At 54.8% G+C, this 21,015-nt stretch carries 18 protein-coding genes; 13 read left to right on the plus strand and 5 right to left on the minus strand.

What is annotated here, in order from left to right:
* Positions 1 to 129: 129 nt before the first annotated feature.
* Complete coding sequence (locus AQS70_RS20125; protein ID WP_055104500.1) at positions 130 to 1,575, minus strand: mannose-1-phosphate guanylyltransferase/mannose-6-phosphate isomerase; 1,446 nt, start codon at positions 1,573 to 1,575, stop codon at positions 130 to 132.
* A gap of 172 nt (positions 1,576 to 1,747) precedes the next feature.
* Here AQS70_RS20125 and yegS point away from each other — a divergent pair, with 172 nt between their 5' ends.
* The 3 genes from yegS (at position 1,748) to AQS70_RS20140 (ending at position 4,573) form a co-directional block, all read left to right on the plus strand.
* On the plus strand, positions 1,748 to 2,641 hold the full coding sequence (gene yegS / locus AQS70_RS20130) for a lipid kinase YegS (RefSeq protein ID WP_055104501.1): 894 nt from the start codon (positions 1,748 to 1,750) through the stop codon (positions 2,639 to 2,641).
* A gap of 115 nt (positions 2,642 to 2,756) precedes the next feature.
* The gene (locus AQS70_RS20135; RefSeq protein ID WP_055104502.1) at positions 2,757 to 3,692 is read left to right on the plus strand and encodes a chemotaxis protein CheV; all 936 of its coding nucleotides are present in this window, start codon (positions 2,757 to 2,759) and stop codon (positions 3,690 to 3,692) included.
* Positions 3,693 to 3,766: 74 nt separating this feature from the next.
* Positions 3,767 to 4,573, plus strand: a complete 807-nt coding sequence (locus AQS70_RS20140) for an MOSC domain-containing protein (protein ID WP_055104503.1) — start codon at positions 3,767 to 3,769, stop codon at positions 4,571 to 4,573.
* Positions 4,574 to 4,670: 97 nt separating this feature from the next.
* Here AQS70_RS20140 and AQS70_RS20145 read toward each other — a convergent pair whose 3' ends face one another.
* Complete coding sequence (locus AQS70_RS20145) at positions 4,671 to 6,599, minus strand: transglycosylase SLT domain-containing protein (RefSeq protein ID WP_055104514.1); 1,929 nt, start codon at positions 6,597 to 6,599, stop codon at positions 4,671 to 4,673.
* A 268-nt stretch (positions 6,600 to 6,867) separates the two neighbouring features.
* Here AQS70_RS20145 and AQS70_RS20150 point away from each other — a divergent pair, with 268 nt between their 5' ends.
* A complete protein-coding gene (locus AQS70_RS20150; protein WP_055104504.1) occupies positions 6,868 to 8,784 on the plus strand; it encodes an ATP-binding cassette domain-containing protein in 1,917 nt (638 codons plus the stop codon).
* Between the two features lie 67 nt (positions 8,785 to 8,851).
* Here AQS70_RS20150 and AQS70_RS20155 read toward each other — a convergent pair whose 3' ends face one another.
* On the minus strand, positions 8,852 to 9,292 hold the full coding sequence (locus AQS70_RS20155) for a universal stress protein (protein WP_055104515.1): 441 nt from the start codon (positions 9,290 to 9,292) through the stop codon (positions 8,852 to 8,854).
* Positions 9,293 to 9,408: 116 nt separating this feature from the next.
* Between AQS70_RS20155 and AQS70_RS20160 the strand changes: the two genes are divergently transcribed.
* From AQS70_RS20160 to AQS70_RS20190, 7 genes are all read left to right on the plus strand, one after another.
* Positions 9,409 to 9,846, plus strand: a complete 438-nt coding sequence (locus tag AQS70_RS20160) for a hypothetical protein (protein WP_055104505.1) — start codon at positions 9,409 to 9,411, stop codon at positions 9,844 to 9,846.
* A gap of 354 nt (positions 9,847 to 10,200) precedes the next feature.
* On the plus strand, positions 10,201 to 12,348 hold the full coding sequence (gene fadB, locus AQS70_RS20165) for a fatty acid oxidation complex subunit alpha FadB (protein ID WP_055104506.1): 2,148 nt from the start codon (positions 10,201 to 10,203) through the stop codon (positions 12,346 to 12,348).
* Positions 12,349 to 12,375: 27 nt separating this feature from the next.
* Positions 12,376 to 13,551 (plus strand): acetyl-CoA C-acyltransferase FadA, encoded by a 1,176-nt coding sequence (gene fadA / locus AQS70_RS20170; protein WP_055104507.1) that lies wholly within the window; start codon positions 12,376 to 12,378, stop codon positions 13,549 to 13,551.
* 82 nt (positions 13,552 to 13,633) lie between these two features.
* Positions 13,634 to 13,870: a DUF1653 domain-containing protein gene (locus tag AQS70_RS20175; RefSeq protein ID WP_055104508.1), complete on the plus strand. Its 237-nt coding sequence runs from the start codon at positions 13,634 to 13,636 to the stop codon at positions 13,868 to 13,870.
* Between the two features lie 114 nt (positions 13,871 to 13,984).
* The gene (topA, locus tag AQS70_RS20180; protein WP_055104509.1) at positions 13,985 to 16,612 is read left to right on the plus strand and encodes a type I DNA topoisomerase; all 2,628 of its coding nucleotides are present in this window, start codon (positions 13,985 to 13,987) and stop codon (positions 16,610 to 16,612) included.
* Positions 16,613 to 17,015: 403 nt separating this feature from the next.
* Positions 17,016 to 17,537 carry a DUF6586 family protein gene (locus tag AQS70_RS20185; protein WP_055104510.1) on the plus strand — a complete coding sequence of 174 codons (522 nt, stop codon included), beginning with the start codon at positions 17,016 to 17,018 and terminating at the stop codon, positions 17,535 to 17,537.
* Positions 17,538 to 17,655: 118 nt separating this feature from the next.
* Entirely contained in the window at positions 17,656 to 17,889 is a 234-nt protein-coding gene (locus AQS70_RS20190) for a hypothetical protein (RefSeq protein ID WP_019408701.1), read from the plus strand.
* A gap of 68 nt (positions 17,890 to 17,957) precedes the next feature.
* Here the strand turns inward: AQS70_RS20190 and sulA are convergent, their stop codons facing one another.
* Both sulA and lexA read right to left on the minus strand, forming a co-directional pair.
* Entirely contained in the window at positions 17,958 to 18,431 is a 474-nt protein-coding gene (gene sulA, locus AQS70_RS20195) for an SOS-induced cell division inhibitor SulA (RefSeq protein ID WP_055104511.1), read from the minus strand.
* Between the two features lie 11 nt (positions 18,432 to 18,442).
* Entirely contained in the window at positions 18,443 to 19,051 is a 609-nt protein-coding gene (gene lexA, locus AQS70_RS20200; protein WP_029611310.1) for a transcriptional repressor LexA, read from the minus strand.
* A 261-nt stretch (positions 19,052 to 19,312) separates the two neighbouring features.
* Between lexA and AQS70_RS20205 the strand changes: the two genes are divergently transcribed.
* Both AQS70_RS20205 and nagZ read left to right on the plus strand, forming a co-directional pair.
* Entirely contained in the window at positions 19,313 to 20,020 is a 708-nt protein-coding gene (locus AQS70_RS20205; protein WP_055104512.1) for a TetR/AcrR family transcriptional regulator, read from the plus strand.
* Between the two features lie 182 nt (positions 20,021 to 20,202).
* Positions 20,203 to 21,015 (plus strand): beta-N-acetylhexosaminidase (nagZ, locus tag AQS70_RS20210; protein WP_187331832.1); only part of this gene is annotated, 813 nt, incomplete at its 3' end.

Consider the following 21,015-nt stretch of genomic DNA (forward strand, 5'->3'; position numbering starts at 1 on the left):
TCGTCCGTAGACCCTTAGTGCCATCAAGATAAGCCTTGATGGCGTTGAGCTTAAATTGCTCTGTGTACTTGCTCATGTTGAAACCCCAAAAAGTTGGATATGTGTCCAACTTTTTGGGGGCAGTCCACTTTAGGGTATTTCAGTGCGGCCATATCTATCGTTGAAACGCACAATATCGTCTTCGCCTACATAGTCCCCGCACTGCACTTCGAACATCACCAGCTCATCGTCTGTGGGGTTGACCAGCCGATGTTGACGACCAGGTTTGATAAACGTTGACTCGTTGCGCCCCAGCATGAATTGCTGATCGCCGTTAGTTACCTGCGCGGTGCCGCTGACGACGATCCAATGCTCGCTACGATGACGGTGCAGTTGCAATGACAGCGCGCCGTGAGGCTTGACCACAATACGCTTGAGTTTGAACCCCGGACCTTCCTCTAACACGCTGTAACTGCCCCAAGGACGCATCACGCTGCGGTGCAGGCGGTAAGCATCATGCCCTTGTTGTTTGAGCGCTTGGGCGATGTATTTAACGTCTTGAGTACGGCCCGCATCGGCGACCAACAGCGCATCCGGGGTGTCGATGATGACCAGATCTTTAAGGCCGACCCCTGCGACCAAGCGTGAGGATGAGTCGATGTAGCAGTTATGCACATCGTGCAACACGTGTTCGCCCACGCATTGGTTGCCATGGCGGTCAGTCGGACTTAGTTCACGCACGGCCTGCCAACTGCCAATATCACTCCAACCCAGTTTGCAGGGCACCACGGCGACTTTTTTTGAGCGCTCCATGAGCGCGTAGTCGATGGAAATATCTTGATTAAGGGCGAAGGTCTGGCTGTCGAGTTCAAGGTGGCGTTGCTGCGAGCCTTCAAAGAGTTGGCTGTGCGCCAAGCAGTGGCTGATCGCTGTCAGTATCTGCGGCGCATGTTCCTGCAGCTCTTGCAGAAAACTATCGACACGCATGCAGAACATTCCGCTGTTCCACAGGTGCAGACCGCCCTCCAAAAACTGTTGTGCCTTTACGCAATCAGGCTTTTCAATAAAACCCGTCACTTTAAAACCGTCGCTGCCCAGTGCGCTGCCGGTTTCGATATAACCAAAGCCGGTTTCGGGCCGGGTAGGTTGAATGCCGAACGTCACTAACCAACCTTGATCGGCCAAGTGCCGAGCACGCTCAACCGCGTGCTGGAAGGCCGTGATATCGGTGATTAAGTGATCGGCGGGTAATATCAACACGTGTGCATCGCTGCCATAGCGTTGGGCAATGTGCAGCGCTGCCGCTGCAATGGCCGGTGCAGTATTGCGACCAAAGGGCTCAAGAATGAAGTCCAGCGTCAGGTCGCTGGGCATGCAGGTACGGTAGTCGTCGAGCGTGCGAAAAAACACGTCGCGGTTGGTTACAGTCAGTAGCTGATCCACATCCGGCAGCAGGGCTGCGCGTTTGAAGGTCTTTTGCAGCAGGCTTTCGCCATCGGGCAGGCGCATAAAGGGCTTGGGCAAGGCTTCACGCGACACTGGCCAGAGTCGGGTACCTGCGCCCCCGGCGATTATGCAGGGAATGAGTGGGCCCATTCAGAACGCCTCCAAGGCTTTAGGCTGCTGTAAAAGTGTGAAGTCTGACGGGTTATGGAGTTTTGAGCGACTCGTTGACGGTTCAGAAAGTTTTTTTGCAAATAAGTCACGAAAATTGGGTCGTTATGAATGAGTTGTTGTCCAACAAAAATGATTGATCAGGAGACGCAGCATGAGCGCAGAAAAGGCATTTTTGATTTTGCACGGCAAGCAAGCCATGAACGAGGACGTTCGGGCTGCTGTTGAGCAACAACGTGCCAATGGCCGCGAGTTGGTGGTACGCCTAACGTGGGAGGGGGGTGATGCGCAGCGCCTAGTGAATGAAGCCCTTGAAGGGGGCTACAAACAGATAATTGCCGGGGGCGGTGACGGCACGCTACGGGATGTTGCCGAGGCGATGGCGCTGGCGAATACCACGGCCAGCCTCGTGTTGTTGCCCTTGGGTACGGCGAATGACTTTGCCCGCGCGGCCGGTGTTCCATTGGAACCAGATCAAGCTCTGGCGTTGCTGGACGTACCCGCCCGACAGATTGATTTGGGCGAAGTCGGCGGCCAGTATTTTTTAAATATGGCCACCGGCGGATTTGGCAGCCAAGTGACAGCCAACACCTCTGAAGACCTGAAAAAAGTGATCGGTGGTGCAGCCTATCTATTCACCGGGCTCTCGCGTTTTGGCGAGTTAGAGGCGGCTTATGCAGAACTGCAAGGCCCCGATTTTCAGTGGCAAGGCCAGTTGCTGGCATTGGGCATTGGCAACGGGCGTCAGGCCGGTGGTGGGCATGAGTTATGCCCGAACGCATTGGTCGATGATGGCCTCTTGGATGTCAGCATTTTGCCTGCCCCACAAGAAGTGGTCGGCACGCTGAAGAGTCTGATGGCGGGCGGCTGGGGGCTGGATAACCTGTTTGTTCGGGCTCGCCTGCCGTGGGTTGAAATCAAGTCGGCACAAGGGCTGTCGCTCAACCTAGATGGCGAACCGCTGTCGGGTGATAACTTGCGCTTCACCTTGCATAAAGGTGCGTTGCGGGTGCACTTGCCGCCGTCCTCAGCGTTACTCAGTTCTTAATCTCAAAAGATGCCATTTGGCTGTTGTTTTTTGCTGTGCGGCGGTTTGAAGGGTCAAGAAGCGGCAGGGTATGTCGATAACCTTGAACCTTTAGCTTCACTCTCAGGAATTAACAATGGCCGGCATTCTTGACACAGTAGACCAGCGTACACAGTTGGTCGGTGCAAACCGATTGGAGCTTCTGATGTTTCGCCTCGCGGGGCGGCAGTTGTTCGCGATCAACGTGTTCAAGGTTCAAGAAGTGTTGCAACTGCCCAAGCTCACGCTGATGCCGCAGCGTCATCGGCATGTATGCGGCGTCATCAACTTGCGCGGCAAAACCCTCCCTGTGATTGATCTGTCCCAAGCGATTGGCCTGCGCCCACTGGTACCGGGGCCTGACAGCACGATCATCGTCACCGAGTACAACCGCTCAATACAGGCGTTCTTGGTCGGTAGCGTGGACCGAATCGTCAACATGAACTGGGAGGCCATTTTGCCGCCGCCCAGCAGTGCAGGGCGTCACCATTACTTGACCGCCATCAGCAAGGTTGACGAGCAACTGGTGGAAATTATCGACGTGGAAAAGGTCTTGGCCGAGATCGTGCCTTACAACGCCAAAGTGTCCCGCGATCAACTGGCTGACCCTGTGCTTGAGCGTTCTCGGGGTCGTGAAGTGCTGTTGGTCGACGACTCCAGTGTGGCGTTGGCGCAGTTGCAGGAAACACTCTCGCAACTGGGGGTCAAGATGCACATTGCCAGCGATGGCCTCAAAGCGTTGAACCTGCTCAAAGCTTGGGCCGATGCCGGGCTGGTAATGACCGACAAATTGTTGATGATATTCACCGACGCTGAAATGCCAGAAATGGATGGCTACCGCCTGACCACAGAAATCCGTAACGACCCGCGTCTGCGCAGTCTGTATGTGGTGCTTCACACCTCTTTATCCGGCAGTTTCAATGAGTCGATGGTGAAGAAAGTTGGGTGCGACAATTTTCTCTCTAAGTTCCAGCCTGACAAATTGGTGGATGTCGTCCGCCAGCGTTTACTGCTAGACGAAGTGCCCGCCTGACTCAGCACAAAGGCCTGATCTTTGCAGCGGCTGTCAGCTCGTATACTGTGGCTTTTTTGACTTGGATCTGACCCATGCTTCGGCTAAGTGCGCTGTATCGCTATCCACTCAAATCTGGCAAGGGCGAAAGCTTGCCTAAAGCCCAATTGGATACGTTGGGGTTGGTGGGTGATCGTCGCTGGATGTTGGTGGACGAGGCGACCGGACGATTTTTGACTCAGCGCGCTGACCCTAGAATGAGTCAACTCTCTGCCCTGTGGAATATAAGCGGTGGCTTGACCTTGAGTGCTGAGGGTTTAACTCCACTGCAAGTCGCGTTACCGGAGCAGGAGCAGAATTTGCGTGGCGTGACCATCTGGCGTGACACCTTGCGCGTGCCGGATGCAGGCGATGAGGCGGCGCAATGGCTCAGTCGCTTTATCGATAAGCGAGTGCGTCTGGTGCATGTGCCACTTGAGCGTGCGCGCACCACTGAGGCGGGCTATGGGCGTGACGATGACAAGGTCGCGTTCGCCGATGGCTACCCTTTATTGCTGATAGGGCAAGCGTCGCTGGATGACCTTACGAACAAAGTCGGCAGGCCGCTGGAGATGCTGCGCTTTCGCCCTAACTTGGTGATTGAAGGCAGCGAAGCGTTTGCCGAAGACGGCTGGAAGCGTATTCGTATTGGCGATATCGAGTTTCGAGTTGTGAAGTCGTGCTCGCGCTGCATTTTGACCACAATCGACCCACAGACTGGTGAGCGTGACGCCAACCGAGAGCCGCTCGCAACCTTGATGACTTATCGCAAACAGACCGATGGGATCATGTTTGGGCAAAATCTGGTGAACGACGACGAGGGCGTATTAGAAGTCGGGATGCCGGTCACGATTCTGGAGTAACTCACCCCTAACCAGCTTTCTGTAGGAGCTGCCGCAGGCTGCGATCTTTTGACCTTTTAAATCAAAAGATCGCAGCCTGCGGTGCTCCTACAGAAGTTTACTGATCATCAAAATACCGCTCATGCCAGTCCACCAAAGGCTGGGGTACGTTGAGCTTTTGTCCGTAGATCACTGAATAAGACAACACGTTCTGCACGTATTGGCGGGTTTCGTCGAATGGAATGCTTTCAACCCACACGTCAAAGCCCAAGTGATTGGCACCCTTGAGCCATTGACGCACCCGGCCAGGGCCAGCGTTGTAAGCGGCAGAAGCAAGTACCCGATTGCCGTTAAATTGGCCGTGCACTTGGCTTAAGTACGCAGCCCCTAACTGGATGTTTTTGTCCGGGTCTAGCACTTGCTGCGGCGATGCCAACGGGATGCTGAATTTCCGCGCAGTCTCTTTGGCGGTAGCAGGCATTAACTGCATCAAGCCGCTGGCACCTACGCCGGAGCGGGCGTCATCCATAAAGGCACTCTCCTGACGGGTAATTGCAAAAACCCAACTGGAATGCAGCCCGCGGACTTTAGCTTCACGTAACAAGGTGTCGCGGTGCGCCATGGGGAAACGAATGTCCAGGTCGTCCCAATATTTCGCCTGACTGATGGTGCGAATAGCCGGGAAATACCACTTTAGGTCGTAAGCCAGTTTGGCTTGGGCAACCATCTCATCACGATTGAAGTGGCGGCTGACGTAATACCACTCACGACGACCATCAACCACTTGGCCGCGAGCGTGGAACTCCAACGCGCGCTGGATGCCTGGCGTGTTGCGCACTTTATTGATCAGTTGCGGGCTGAGCGCTAGTGGGTTGTTGTTGAGTTTGTAAGGGGTTTGTGCACGATCAGCAGCCAAAAAGCCGTAAAAATCACGTTCTTTGGCGACATTCTTGAACAGGGCCAAAGCCTGTGGGTTTTTCGGCTCGGCCAGCTCTAGGCTGCGAGCCTGCCAGTAGCGCCAGCGGTTGGTGGTGGCCAGTTCCGGCGGCAGTTTTTTGGTCAGTTGGTAGGCTTCTTCCCAGCGTCCAAGGCGTAACAGCAAGCGCAGGCGCCACTCGGTGACGGTGTTGTCACGTAGCTCCGGGTCGTACTGGGTCATGATGGCCAGACCGCGACTGTCATAGCGACGAGCGAACGTCAGGCCGATTTCCCGAGCGATAGCGACTTTTTCGTCACGTGAGAAGTGCATGTTGGCGGCGTAAGTATCGAGCAGTGACGCGGCTTTTTCTGGATCTTGACGTGCGAGACGGCGCAACCCCAGACCGACCGCATCTGACATGGCGTCACTGGCCGGTAAGAACAAAGAAGGCTGGCTGAGCATGTCGGGCTTTTGCGCGACGGCAATCATCAGTTTGGCTTGCGGCCCCTGCGTGGTCAGGCCGTTGGCCAATGAGTTAGCCAAGGCATAGTTACGCGCTTCAGCGGCCAGTTTTACGCGCTGCCAACGCTTTTGCTCGGTCAGTTGGCCATCAGCGGCCCACTGGCTAAACAGTGCATCGCAGGCGGCGGGTTGAGCTTTGCCGACCAGCCACAGTTTTTCGGCAGAGGCATAACCCTCTGCCTTGAGGTTGTGGGTGATCTGGTACTGACCATTAAGGCAGTCCAGCTCGGTGAAATTGAGCTTGGGATCGTAATACTTAACGAATGTGGCCCAGTCCCCACGGTCTGCCAGCCAGCGCAACCAACGCAGTTTCATCCAGTTGGACTGCGGCAGGTCGCCATGCTCGGCCAAAAACTGTTCGATTTCGGCATTGCTGGCGGACTTAAGGCGTGCGGTCAGTTCGTCATACGCCAGATAAGGTGTGAGTGGGTAGCTGCGCAGGGCCGCAGCATTTTGAAAGTAAGGGCCGGAGTCACCCTTGGCTAAGGCCCGTTTGGCTTGATCGTACAGTTGGCGTTGTTGAGTGAGGTCTGCGGCCAGCGTGGATTGCACGGCGCAGGTGGTGAGCAGCAGGCAGGATAAAAAGTTGAAAAGGCGACTGCGCATGAGGCTTCCGTACAGATAAAAACGCGACACATGCAGTGTGAAACTGCACAAGTTGAGGAGTCTAGGCGCTGGCGTTTCAGCCCCTACGGCTCTTAATGAGATGCAAACAGCCCCTAGCTTAGCCTTTTGCCGACGACCCATGAAAGCCTTGGCAGCCAGTCGGTGCAACTTGCTGCTAAATAAGCGCCAGGCGCGTCCGTACACGAAATACCCAGCCGCCTGCGGGCTCAAATCAGGTAGAATGCGCGCCCAGTTTTTGGAGAAGCTCATGACCCTGCTCAAATTCAGCGATGTGTCCCTTGCTTTCGGCTCTACGCCGTTGTTGGACAAGGTGTCCTGGCAGATCGCCCGTGGAGAGCGGGTGTGCATCATCGGCCGCAACGGCACCGGCAAGTCCAGCATGATGAAGCTGGTCAAAGGTGATCAAAAGCCTGACGACGGCTCTGTCTGGCGCGCACCCGGGCTCAAGATTGGCGAGTTGCCGCAAGAGTTGCCGGTAGCCGACGGACGGACAGTATTCGACGTTGTGGCCGAGGGCTTGGACGGTGTTGGCGAATTGCTGGCCCAGTACCATCATCTCAGTCAGAACATTGTCACCGATGCCGATCTGGACAAGCTGATGCACGTCCAGCAAGACCTTGAAGCCCGTGATGGCTGGCGCTTGCAGCAACTGGTCGACAGCACCCTGAGCCGCTTACAGCTGCCAGCTGACAAGACCCTTGCCCAATTGTCGGGTGGCTGGCGTCGCCGTGTGCTGCTGGCGCAGGCGTTGGTGTCTGAGCCAGATTTACTGCTGCTCGACGAACCGACCAACCACTTGGACATCGGTGCAATTGCCTGGCTGGAAGAGGCGTTGAAGGACTTCCAAGGTGCAGTGCTGTTCATCACGCACGACCGTTCATTCTTGCAGAACCTCGCAACGCGGATTCTGGAGCTGGACCGTGGTGGCTTGATCGACTGGAACGGCGATTACGCCAGCTTCTTGGTGCACAAAGAAGCCACCTTGGCAGCCGAAGAAACCGCCAATGCGCTGTTTGATAAGCGTTTGGCCCAAGAAGAGGTGTGGATCCGCCAAGGCATCAAAGCCCGTCGCACCCGTAACGAAGGCCGTGTTCGCGCCTTGAAAGCTTTGCGTGTAGAGCGCAGCGAACGCCGCGAGCGCACTGGCAAGGCGAATATTCTGCTGGATACCGCTGAAAAGTCTGGTAAGCAAGTGATGGTGCTGGACAACGTCAGCTTTGCTCATCCGCAGGGTCCGTTTCTGGTCAAAGATTTCTCGATGGTCCTGCAGCGTGGCGACCGTATTGGTTTGCTGGGTGCCAACGGTACGGGCAAGACCACGTTGTTGAAGCTGATGCTAGGCGGTTTGCAACCGACCCACGGCAAGGTGGAAGAGGGTACGCGCATTGACGTGGCTTACTTCGACCAGTTGCGCCACCAATTGGACTTGGAAAAAACCGTTATCGATAACGTGGCTGAAGGCCGCGATTTTATCGACATCGACGGTCAAAGCCGTCACGTTCTCAGCTACTTGGGTGACTTCTTGTTCAGCCCGCAGCGTGCTCGTACGCCGGTCAAGGCGCTGTCAGGTGGTGAGCGTGCGCGCCTGTTGCTGGCCAAGTTGTTCAGCAAGCCCGCTAACCTGCTGGTGCTTGATGAACCGACCAACGACCTGGACGTAGAAACCCTAGAGTTGTTGGAAGAAGTCTTACTGACCTTCCAAGGCACTGTGTTGATGGTCAGCCACGACCGGGCATTCCTCGACAACGTCGTCACCAGCACTTTGGTTTTCGAAGGTGAAGGCAAAGTACGCGAATACGTGGGTGGTTATCAGGACTGGCTGCGTCAGGGCGGTTCGCCACGTCTGCTGGGTGTCACTGAAAGCAAATCCGGTAAAGCTGACTTGAACTCGGCTGTAGTAACTGCCGCGCCGGCTCCAGTCTCTGAGCAGCCCGCACCGGCTGCAAAAAAGAAGCTTAGCTATAAATTGCAGCGCGAGCTGGAAGCATTGCCGGGCGACATCGACGCTAAAGAGCAGGCGATTGCTACTGTCGAAGCCGAAATGGCTGAGGCAGGTTTCTATCAGCGCCCCTCCACTGAAACGGCGGCTGTGATTGCCAAGCTTGAGCAACTGCAAGCTGAGCTTGATCAATTGGTTGAGCGTTGGGCCGAGTTGGATGCCTGAGTGACTGCCCGCTAAAAAAAAGCCCGGCCCTTTAATCAAGGGTCGGGCTTTTTGTTGTTTGCTGTGCTTACTCAGGTTTTTTCAAGCTGACCGCCAATACGTCACACGGCGCACCGTGCAGTACATCGTTTGCGGTAGAGCCCAGCAGCAGAGCTAAACCGTGACGGCCATGGCTGCCAACCACGATCAATTCGCAGTTTTGCTCTTTGGCAAAACCGTGAATTTCTTGGCGTGGCTGGCCGTATTTCAGGTGGCAATTGTCTTTGGACAGTTGAGGGTAGATGTCGATAAGTCGGTCTAGACGTTCTTTAGCCTGGTCGAACTGCTGTTGCTGAAGCTGTGACAGGTCCATGGGGACGTCACCGCCAAAGGCCATCGCCATAGGCTCGACGATATGGATGAGCGACAGTTTTGCGTTGTTGGCTTCAGCGCTGGCACTGGCGCGGTAGATGACGGGGTCACATTCTTCGGTCAGGTCGACGGCAACTAAAATATGTTTGTAGGGCATCGGCGAGGTCATGTGAGGCGTTCCTGTGCAAGGTGGTTGGTCGTGAGTTTGGCCCGTTTGTAGAGGCTTATTATGGATTGGGGTCAACTCGTTTATAAAGTTATGAGAGTAGAAATATGACGGTATGGATAGTGGTGTCAATCCTAGTGGTGGTTCTGAGCCCCTTAGCATGGCTGCGACCTTCGCGGCGCCAGAGTGGTCGGATGGTATTGCGCATGGAGGCGCGGCGCATGGGCTTGGCAATGCAACTGGCGAATCAAGAATGGCCGCATTGGCTTGAGCCTGAGCCGCCGGGCTCTTGTGCGCAATTCCATCGCCCGCGGCGGGGTACTAAGCCAGAAGTGTGGTGCTATTGGCAATCATCGCCAGGAATATGGGTCAATCAATGGCGTGAAGAATGTGCCGATGAGCGCCTGCTGGCACAGTTCAAAAAATTACCGGCCAATGTGTATAAGGTTGATGCCGGAGCGCAGATGATTGCGTTGTACTGGGGAGAAAAAGGCGAGCCAGAAGTCTTGTATGCCATTGACCAGGTACTTAAAGCGCTGGCGTAAGTCCTCATAATGAACACATGTTGATCTTTTCACGATCTTCGCCTGTATAAACGCTTAGGCTGTCTATGCTTGTTCGCTGTTCTGCGAGTTTAAAATCTGACCGATGAGTCGTTTTGTCATCCTTGTTTTCGGCAATTGACAATCACTGGCTTTTCCGTGAAGGTGTCGTCACCCAAATCAAACGGGCGTATGAATCGAGTGTTTGTCTTGTCAGATAACGCTCGCAGAACCCGGATTATCGCGTTGGCGGGTGTGCCTGGCGGATTGGCATCAGCATTGACGCAAACGTCAGTGACAGCCAGACGCTAGCGTCCGACGTGTACTGTTCAGCTTCCATATCGTGGAGATCAGTTGATGATTTACGAAGGTAAAGCCATCACGGTTACGGCTCTTGAAAGTGGCATTGTCGAACTCAAGTTCGATCTCAAGGGTGAGTCCGTCAACAAGTTCAACCGTCTAACCCTGAATGAATTGCGTCAGGCAGTGGATGCGATCAAGTCAGATGCTTCGGTTAAGGGTGTCATCGTTTCTAGTGGCAAAGACGTCTTTATCGTGGGCGCAGACATCACCGAATTCGTCGAAAACTTCAAGTTGCCGGATGCCGAGCTGATCGCGGGCAACCTCGAAGCCAACAAAATTTTCAGTGATTTCGAAGACCTCAACGTTCCGACCGTTGCCGTGATCAATGGCATCGCATTGGGGGGTGGGCTAGAGATGTGCCTGGCGGCTGACTTCCGCGTTATGGCCGACAGCGCCAAAATTGGCCTGCCGGAAGTCAAGCTGGGCATCTACCCAGGCTTTGGCGGCACTGTGCGTTTGCCGCGCCTGATCGGCGTTGATAACGCGGTTGAGTGGATTGCCTCGGGTAAAGAAAATCGCGCAGAAGATGCGCTGAAAGTCGGCGTCGTGGATGTTGTGGTGCCTGCTGCCAAGCTGGCCGCTGCTGCACTGGACATCATCAAGCGCGCCATCAGCGGCGAGCTGGACTTCAAGGCCAAGCGTCAGCCTAAGCTTGAAAAAATCAAGCTGAACGCAATTGAACAAATGATGGCCTTCGAAACCGCTAAAGGTTTTGTTGCAGGTCAAGCTGGCCCGAACTATCCGGCGCCAGTTGAAGCGATCAAAACGATCCAAAAAGCTGCCAATTTCGGTCGCGACAAAGCGCTGGAAGTTGAAGCTGCAGGCTTCGCCAAATTGGCCAAGACTCCAGCTTCAAACGCCTTGATCGGCTTATTCCTGAACGATCAGGAACTGAAGAAAAAAGCCAAGATCTACGACAAGATCGCCAAAGACGTGAAGCAGGCAGCCGTTCTCGGCGCTGGCATCATGGGCGGCGGTATTGCCTATCAGTCGGCCTCTAAAGGGACGCCGATTTTGATGAAAGACATCAACGAGCATGGCATTGAGCAAGGTCTGGCAGAAGCCGCCAAGCTACTGGTAGGCCGCGTTGATAAAGGTCGCATGACTGCGGCCAAAATGGCCGAAGTGCTAAACGGTATTCGTCCTACTCTGTCCTACGGCGACTTCGGCAACGTTGACCTAGTGGTTGAAGCGGTTGTTGAAAACCCGAAGGTCAAGCAAGCGGTGTTGGCAGAAGTTGAAAACCACGTCAGGGAAGATGCCATTCTGGCTTCAAACACCTCGACTATTTCCATCAGCTTGTTGGCCAAAGCGCTTAAGCGTCCTGAAAATTTTGTCGGCATGCACTTCTTCAATCCGGTGCACATGATGCCCTTGGTTGAAGTTATTCGTGGCGAGAAGTCCAGTGATCTGGCAGTTGCTACCACTGTCGCCTACGCCAAGAAAATGGGCAAAAACCCGATTGTGGTTAACGACTGCCCAGGCTTCTTGGTCAACCGTGTCCTGTTCCCGTACTTCGGCGGCTTCGCCAAGCTGGTTAGCGCCGGTGTCGACTTTGTGCGCATCGACAAAGTCATGGAAAAATTTGGTTGGCCAATGGGCCCGGCCTACCTGATGGACGTAGTCGGCATCGACACCGGTCACCACGGCCGTGACGTGATGGCCGAAGGCTTCCCGGATCGTATGAAAGACGATCGCCGTTCAGCGGTAGATGCGCTGTACGAGGCCAAGCGCCTGGGGCAGAAGAACGGCAAGGGCTTCTACGCCTATGAGCCAGACAAAAAAGGCAAACAGAAGAAAGTCGTGGACTCGAGTGTGCTTGAAGTGCTCAAGCCTGTTGTCTACGAACAGCGCGACGTCACCGATGAAGACATCATCAACTGGATGATGATCCCGCTGTGCCTAGAAACCGTGCGCTGCCTAGAAGACGGCATCGTTGAAACGGCTGCCGAGGCCGATATGGGCTTGGTTTATGGCATTGGCTTTCCACTGTTCCGCGGCGGCGCGCTGCGCTACATCGACTCGATCGGTGTGGCAGAGTTCGTAGCCTTGGCTGATCAGTACGCTGAACTGGGCGCGCTGTACCACCCGACTGCGAAGCTGCGTGAAATGGCCAAAAACGGTCAGAGCTTCTTCGGTTAAGCGCCCCATTAGAGTGAGAGTGAAATTATGAGCTTGAATCCTAGAGACGTGGTGATTGTCGACTTCGGTCGCACCCCGATGGGCCGCTCCAAGGGTGGCATGCACCGCAACACCCGTGCTGAAGACATGTCTGCGCACCTGATCAGCAAAGTACTGGAGCGCAACAGCAAGGTTGACCCGAGCGAAGTAGAAGATGTTATCTGGGGCTGTGTAAACCAGACCTTGGAGCAGGGCTGGAACATCGCGCGCATGGCGTCGCTGATGACGCAGATCCCGCACACCTCGGCGGCACAAACTGTGAGTCGCCTGTGCGGTTCGTCCATGAGCGCGCTGCACACTGCTGCGCAAGCAATCATGACCGGTAACGGTGACGTGTTTGTCGTGGGCGGCGTCGAGCATATGGGCCACGTGAGCATGATGCACGGCGTTGATCCCAACCCGCACATGTCGCTGTACGCGGCAAAAGCCTCGGGCATGATGGGTTTGACCGCTGAAATGCTTGGCAAGATGCACGGCATCACCCGCGAGCAGCAGGATGCCTTCGGCGTGCGTTCACATCAGTTGGCCCACAAGGCAACTGTTGAAGGCAAGTTCAAAGACGAAATCATCCCGATGCAGGGTTATGACGAGAACGGTTTCCTGAAAGTTTTCGATTACGACGAGACCATCCGTCCGGAAACCACCCTGGAAAGTTTGGCTGCACTTAAGCCAGCGTTTAACCCTAAAGGTGGGACTGTGACAGCGGGTACGTCTTCGCAGATCACTGATGGCGCTTCGTGCATGATTGTCATGTCGGCCCAGCGCGCTAAAGACTTGGGTCTTGAGCCTCTGGCTGTGATTCGCTCGATGGCCCTTGCGGGTGTAGACCCAGCGATCATGGGCTATGGTCCAGTACCGGCGACACAAAAAGCATTGAAGCGGGCAGGCTTGAATATGGCCGATATCGACTTCATTGAGCTTAACGAAGCTTTCGCTGCACAGGCTCTGCCAGTGCTGAAAGATTTGAAAGTACTCGACAAGATGAATGAGAAGGTTAACCTGCATGGCGGTGCTATCGCTCTGGGTCATCCATTTGGATGCTCAGGTGCTCGTATCTCCGGCACTTTGCTCAATGTGATGAAGCAAAATGGCGGCACTTTCGGGTTGTCCACCATGTGCATTGGTCTTGGCCAAGGCATTGCCACTGTCTTCGAACGCGTGTAAAGCGTTGCGTTGATAGAAGCCGGGGCCATGTGCCCCGGTTTTTGTTTTTTGGTTTTTTTTATTTTTTTCAGAGGGCCGCAACATGTCGCTACAACCTGGGCTCTATCAACATTACAAAGGGCCGCAATATCGGGTATTCAATGTGGCTCGCCATTCTGAAACCGAAGAGCACGTGGTGTTTTACCAAGCTTTATACGGTGACTATGGCTTTTGGGTCCGTCCGCTGAGCATGTTCCTTGAGACGGTCACCGTCGAGGGTGAACAGGTTCCGCGTTTTGCCTTGATTGAGCCAGAACCCAGCCTATTTTCTCGGCCATAAGGCTAGGTCGCGCACAACCCTGCGCTTGACCTCACCTTGTAGCCACTATATATAGCGGTGCCGCGTCAGGCGCTCACCGCCTTTCACTTCTAGAATTCAGGAATTTTCTGATCCATGGGCAAATCGCTGGTCATTGTGGAATCCCCGGCTAAGGCCAAGACCATCAACAAGTACTTGGGCAACGAGTACGTGGTGAAGTCGAGTATCGGCCATATCCGAGACTTGCCCACCAGCGGTTCGGCTAGCGCCAGTAAAGAACCTGCTGCCAAGCGTGGTAAGGCCGCGGCGGGCGAAGCACCGGCCCTGTCGCCTAAAGAGAAAGCTCAAAAGCAGCTGATCTCGCGCATGGGGGTTGATCCCGAGCATGGCTGGAAGGCCAAGTACGAGATCCTGCCGGGTAAGGAAAAGGTCATCGACGAGCTACGCCGGCTCGCCAAAGATGCTGACACCATCTATCTCGCAACCGACTTGGATCGCGAGGGGGAAGCCATTGCCTGGCACCTGCGCGAAGCCATCGGGGGGGATGACAGCCGTTACAAACGCGTGGTGTTCAACGAGATCACCAAGAAGGCGATTCAAGAAGCCTTCTCCAAACCGGGCGAGCTGGATATCAACCGTGTGAATGCACAGCAGGCGCGTCGCTTCCTCGACCGCGTGGTGGGTTACATGGTATCGCCGCTGCTGTGGGCCAAAATTGCCCGCGGCCTATCGGCAGGTCGTGTGCAATCGGTTGCCGTTAAATTGGTGGTTGAGCGTGAGCGTGAAATTCGTGCGTTCATCCCCGAAGAATATTGGGAAGTTCACGCTGATCTGGGCACTGCCAAGGGCGCTAAAGTGCGCTTCGACGTGGCTCGGGAAAATGGAGAAGCGTTCAAACCTCTGAACGAAGCCCAAGCCATGGCCGCGCTGGAGAAGCTCAAAGCATCCAGCTACACCATCGCTAAGCGTGAAGACAAACCGACCAGCAGCAAGCCGTCGGCACCCTTTATAACCTCCACCTTGCAGCAGGCAGCGAGTAACCGCCTGGGCTTCGGGGTGAAGAAAACCATGATGATGGCTCAGCGTTTGTATGAAGCGGGCTACATCACGTATATGCGTACCGACTCGACCAACCTTTCGGCCGATGCGGTCGCGATGGCGCGTGACTACATTCAGGGCGAGTTCGGCGAGACGTATCTGCCGCCCACGCCAAATGTCTATAGCAGCAAAGAAGGCGCACAAGAGGCTCACGAAGCGATTCGTCCTTCTGATGTGAACATGCACCCGAGCAAACTGTCGGGCATGGAGCGCGATGCTGAGCGCCTTTATGAGCTGATCTGGCGCCAATTCGTGGCTTGCCAGATGCTGCCAGCCAAATACCTGTCGACCACCGTTAGTGTGGCGGCGGGTGACTTCGAGCTGCGTGCAAAGGGGCGCATCCTGAAGTTCGACGGCTATACCCGGGTGATGCCGCAGATCACCAAACCTGGCGATGACGATGTACTGCCGGACATGGCTCAAGGCGATGTGTTGAAGCTGATCCAGCTGGATCCGAGCCAACACTTCACCAAGCCACCCGCGCGCTACTCCGAAGCCAGCTTGGTAAAAGAAATGGAAAAACGCGGCATTGGTCGTCCTTCGACCTACGCAGCGATTATCGGCACCATCCAAGACCGTGGTTACGTGGCGCTGCACAACCGTCGTTTCTATTCTGAAAAAATGGGCGACATCGTTACTGAGCGCTTGGCTGAAAGTTTCTCGGACCTCATGGACTACGGCTTCACTGCCGGCATGGAAGAGAACCTTGATGACGTCGCTCATGGCGAGCGTGACTGGAAAAACGTGCTGGACGAGTTCTATGGCGACTTCAAGAAAAAGCTCGAAGTAGCCGCGGCACCAGAAGGCGGCATGCGGGCCAACCAGCCGGTTATGACCGATATTCCGTGCAAGGAATGTGGTCGCCCGATGCAGATTCGTACGGCTTCTACAGGCGTTTTCCTCGGTTGTTCAGGCTATAGCTTGCCGCCAAAAGAGCGCTGTAAGGCCACCGTTAACTTGGTGCCGGGCGACGAAATTGCTGCGGATGACGAAGGCGAGTCCGAATCGCTGGTGCTGTTAGGTAAGCACCGTTGCCCGATTTGCAGCACGGCGATGGATGCCTACCTGCTGGATGAGAAGCATAAGCTGCACATCTGTGGTAACAACCCGGATTGCGTGGGTTATGAGATCGAAGAAGGTAACTACCGCATCAAGGGCTACGAAGGGCCGAGCCTGGAGTGCGACAAATGCGGCAGTGAGATGCAGCTTAAAACTGGTCGTTTCGGTAAGTTCTTTGGTTGCACCAACCCGGCGTGTAAAAACACCCGCAAACTGCTGAAGAGCGGTGAGGCGGCGCCGCCGAAAATGGACCCGGTGAAAATGCCGGAGCTTAAGTGTGAGAAGGTCGACGACACTTACATTCTGCGTGATGGCGCTTCGGGATTATTTTTGGCAGCCAGCCAGTTCCCGAAAAACCGTGAAACCCGCGCGCCGTTGGTGATCGAGATCATCCCGCACAAAGCTGAGATTGACCCTAAGTATCACTTCTTGTGTGAGGCGCCGAAGAAGGACCCTGAGGGTCGTCCGGCGGTGATTCGCTATAGTCGCAAGACCAAAGAGCAATACGTACAGACTGAAGTGGAAGGTAAGCCTACAGGCTGGCGTGCATTCTACGAGGGTGGTAGCTGGAAGGTTGAAGACAAGCGTAAAGATAAAGACGCTTGATACTGAGCTGACTATCTAACAAAAAACCGCGCACGGCTGCACGCCTTGCGCGGTTTTTTGTTCTTGGCTGCCTGGCAGCAGTGATTGATCTGCGCCCAAAATGTTGGACATTCGTCCACTTTTGGGGCGCAGATCACAACCGTGTAGGAGCTGCCGAGGTACGAAGGCTGCGATCTTTTGATATTTAAAAGCTCACAGCCTGCGGCAGCTCCTACGGGGTGGGAACCAAAAAAATCTGCGTAGGAGCGAGCTTGCTCGCGATCTTTAGATCTTGGAAGCGCCGTTAAACCAAGGTACAGCGCCATAAGGATAGAAAACCTCTCGTCATAGCCTTGCGCCGGTACGCCTTAATCCCTGAGACTGCTTGCCGGCCCTTATCTCTTATATTGTGGAGCGCCTCAACATGGCTCACGAACTCTATACCCGTACCAATCAGAAAATTTATTTTGCCGGTTTGGCACTTGAGGCCATGAGCAAGGCTGGGGAAGGGCGGGCCATGAATGCTCAGGCGCTGGTTCAGGCAGAACGCGAGTCAGCTATTTTTCATCTTTATGGCGCCTTACTCGGTTTATGCCATGAAATCGCAGGTTTTTACCGCTTGCCACAAGCCAACGCCTCACGCGTCGAGCTGTTGCTGACTCAAGAAGTATTGGACGCGATAGCTATCCCAGAGCTGGCAGAAATGGTCGAACTGGCTCGAGCCCCCCATACTTGGTTGGCACAATTGGTTGTCACGCATGCCGCGCTGTATCAGCCCTTACAGGCCCCTAAAAAGGTTAAAACGGACGTGTTTCAACCTTTAATCGAGGCGGTTAACCTCGAAGATGAAACGTCTGAGGAGCTGAGTCGAGAGAAGCTAGAAGAATGGCGCCAGCACCTGAAAAGTTTGGCCATTCGGTTTCGTGACGGGCTTAATGAGTGTTGAGAGTCGCGGATAAAACTGTACAGTCATTCATCAGTCAGCAATGAAACAGGCACAGATCCTAGAAAAATTACAATGGATGACTGATATAATCCCGCGCTTTCGTGGAGAACAAACCTTTATGCCAACGTCCTTTCTAGAAATTGTCGAATTGCCAGACGGCCGTATCGAGTTGCGCCGGGCTGAAGACGAGGGGTCTTTGGTGACGCTCAACTTTTCTGAAGATGCCAAGGCCTTTCTTCAAGGTCAACACGTTGAGGTGGCTAAAGCCATGCTGAGCGTCGGTGTTCAAATGGCGGGCCGATTGGCCGAAGGCGAGCTTGAAAAAGATGAAGGCCCGCGCATTCTGCACTAAGCGTCTAAATCACTGGCAGGCTCGTGAATTGCGCACAAGCCTGTGATGGGGCGCGATAACGACTTGGCTTAACCTAGGCGAATATTCAGACTTTGCCCTTGACCGATACGTGCTGCGCTAATGAGTTGTTGACGAGCGGCGCTACCCAGCGGGTTGATCCAACTGACCACGGTATGGCTACGGCCCAAGCGAAGCGCCTCACAGGTGAGTTGCAAAGCGCTTTTGTTGCCGTTGGGTTGCAATAGCAGGATGCGTTCGCGGTTCAACCCCGCATCGCGTAACCAGCTTTGAGTCAGACTGGCCGGTGGAGCGATCAAGGTCAGCCAGCGGTCGTCGTATTGCTCGCTGAGTTCGCGGAGCATTGGAGCGAGCAAGTTCAGGCAGTTTCCAGCAGCACCGCGCAGTGACAACTCACTGAAAACTTCAGGTTCTGCGCTCCAAGGTGCATCGAGCACTTCTTTGATCACAGGCGCCATGGGTTGCGCCATGAACACTTCGAACAAAGGGAGTTGTGCTGGCAGCGGTGTGTGTGGGAACTGCATGACGTCTCCTTTTAGCGGCGTATGACGCCGACGCTCAGGCCTTCGATAACCAGTTCCTGCTCTTTGAGGTTAACCTCAATAGGCGCGAAATCCGGGTTTTCTGCGATTAGCCAGACCTTGCTGCCTTCACGTTTGAAGCGCTTCACAGTGACTTCGTCATCAATGCGAGCTACCACAATTTGCCCGTTACGCGCTTCTCGACAGGTATGGACAGCCAAGAGATCGCCATCAAAGATGCCAACGTCCTTCATGCTCATGCCTTGAACACGCAATAGGTAATCGGCACGTGGATGGAAGAAAGTTGGATTGATGTTGCATGACTCTTCAACATGCTCTTGCGCAAGGATTGGCGCGCCAGCAGCGACTCGGCCGATGATCGGTAGGGTGGATTCGTCGGCCTTGGCCTCAAAACCCGGGATGCGAATGCCGCGTGAGGCACCCGGAGTCATTTCGATAGCACCCTTGCGTGCAAGGGCCTTGAGATGTTCCTCAGCGGCGTTGGGTGACTTAAAGCCCAGCTCCTGTGCGATCTCGGCACGGGTGGGCGGGTATCCGTTGTCATCTAGGCAACGCTTGATGAAGGCCAGGATCTCGGCTTGGCGTGGCGTCAGTTTTAACATGGTGATCGCTCTGTCTTTTTATACAGTGACTGGGATTATATACAGTGAAGGCTTATTGGCAATCCTCGATTTTGGGCAGTCCGCTGGACGGTCATTAGCTAAACCTATGCGTTGACTTTTAGACGGCTAAGCCTTGCTGTCCAAGGCTGTGGTTAAATGCAAGACCGCCCGGTCGCAAACCTAATACCTTGCCTTGACTTTTTACAAGTCGAAACGTATGTTTAAAACAAGTGTTTAAATGTTTTGTCAGGCGGAGTAGCCATGGCCCAGTCGGAAACCGTTGAACGTATCCTTGATGCTGCAGAGCAGCTGTTCGCGGAAAAAGGTTTTGCTGAAACTTCATTGCGGCTGATTACCAGCAAAGCCTCGGTCAATCTGGCGGCGGTTAATTACCATTTTGGTTCCAAGAAAGCGTTGATTCAGGCAGTTTTCTCACGTTTTTTGGGGCCTTTCTGCGCCAACCTCGACCGTGAGCTGGAGCGCCGTCAGGCTAAGCCTGAGCATCGCCCCAGCCTTGAAGAACTCTTAGAAATGCTGGTAGAGCAGGCATTGGTAATTCAGCCGCGTAGCGGTAATGACCTGTCTATTTTCATGCGCCTGCTGGGTTTGGCATTCAGCCAAAGCCAAGGGCACTTGCGTCGTTATCTCGAAGACATGTACGGCAAGGTGTTCCGCCGCTATATGTTGCTGGTGAACGAAGCTGCCCCGCAAATTCCGCCTATCGAACTGTTTTGGCGCGTGCATTTTATGCTGGGTGCTGCGGCGTTCAGCATGTCGGGGATTAAGGCTTTGCGCGCCATCGCTGAGACCGATTTTGGTGTGAACACATCAATCGAGCAGGTTATGCGTTTGATGGTGCCCTTTTTGGCTGCCGGGATGCGTGCCGACAGTGGTGTTACAGATCCATCAATGGCCAGCGCACAGCTGCGTCCTCGTACTAAAAGCTCGTCGGTCGCCGCCAAGGTTTGACCGCCAGCGGGTGGGCGCGGCTGCTTTGTTCCGCTAAGCTAGCCGCCATGCCTAGCCCAGACTTATTCCCGTCGCTTTATTCGCTGCTGCCTGTCTGGTACGCGGCGCACCGGTCTGTGCCTACAACGGTGAGTCGGGTTATAAGCGCTTTCTCTCTTTAAGGATTTCCCATGAGTTCTGCCTTGCACGGTTCCTTGATGGTAGACGTCGCCGGTACTTGGTTGACGGCTGAAGACCGGCAATTGCTGCGCCAACCTGAAGTGGGCGGCCTGATCATCTTTGCCCGCAACATTGAACACCCGCGCCAAGTGCGGGAGTTGAGTGCATCCATTCGCGCCATTCGTCCCGATTTACTGCTGGCCGTCGATCAAGAGGGCGGCCGCGTTCAGCGCCTGCGCCAAGGTTTTGTTCGTCTGCCCGCCATGCGTGCAATCGCCGATACGCCAAACGCCGAGTACTTGGCCGAGCAATGTGGTTGGATCATGGCTACCGAAGTCTTGGCGGTTGGTCTGGACCTGAGTTTTGCACCCGTACTGGACCTCGATCATCAGCGCAGTGCTGTGGTGGGCAGCCGTTCCTTTGAGGGTGACCCTGAACGTGCTGCACACTTAGCAGGCGCCTTTATTCGTGGGATGAACGCTGCGGGTATGGCGGCAACCGGCAAGCATTTTCCGGGGCATGGGTGGGCTGAAGCGGATTCTCACGTCGCAATTCCGACTGACGAACGTAGTCTTGAGCAGATCCGCAGCCACGACCTCGTGCCCTTTGCCCGTCTGAGTAAACAGTTGGCAGGCGTGATGCCTGCGCATGTGATCTATCCGCAAGTCGACAGCCAGCCTGCGGGGTTCTCGCGCCGTTGGTTGCAAGACATTTTGCGCGGTGAGTTGCAATTTGATGGCGTTATTTTCAGTGACGACCTGTCGATGGCTGGTGCGCATGTGGTCGGTGATGCTGCGAGCCGTATTGAAGCAGCCTTGTCAGCGGGGTGTGATATG

Source organism: Pseudomonas endophytica (genome assembly GCF_001411475.1).
GTDB classification, from domain to species: Bacteria; Pseudomonadota; Gammaproteobacteria; order Pseudomonadales; family Pseudomonadaceae; genus Aquipseudomonas; species Aquipseudomonas endophytica.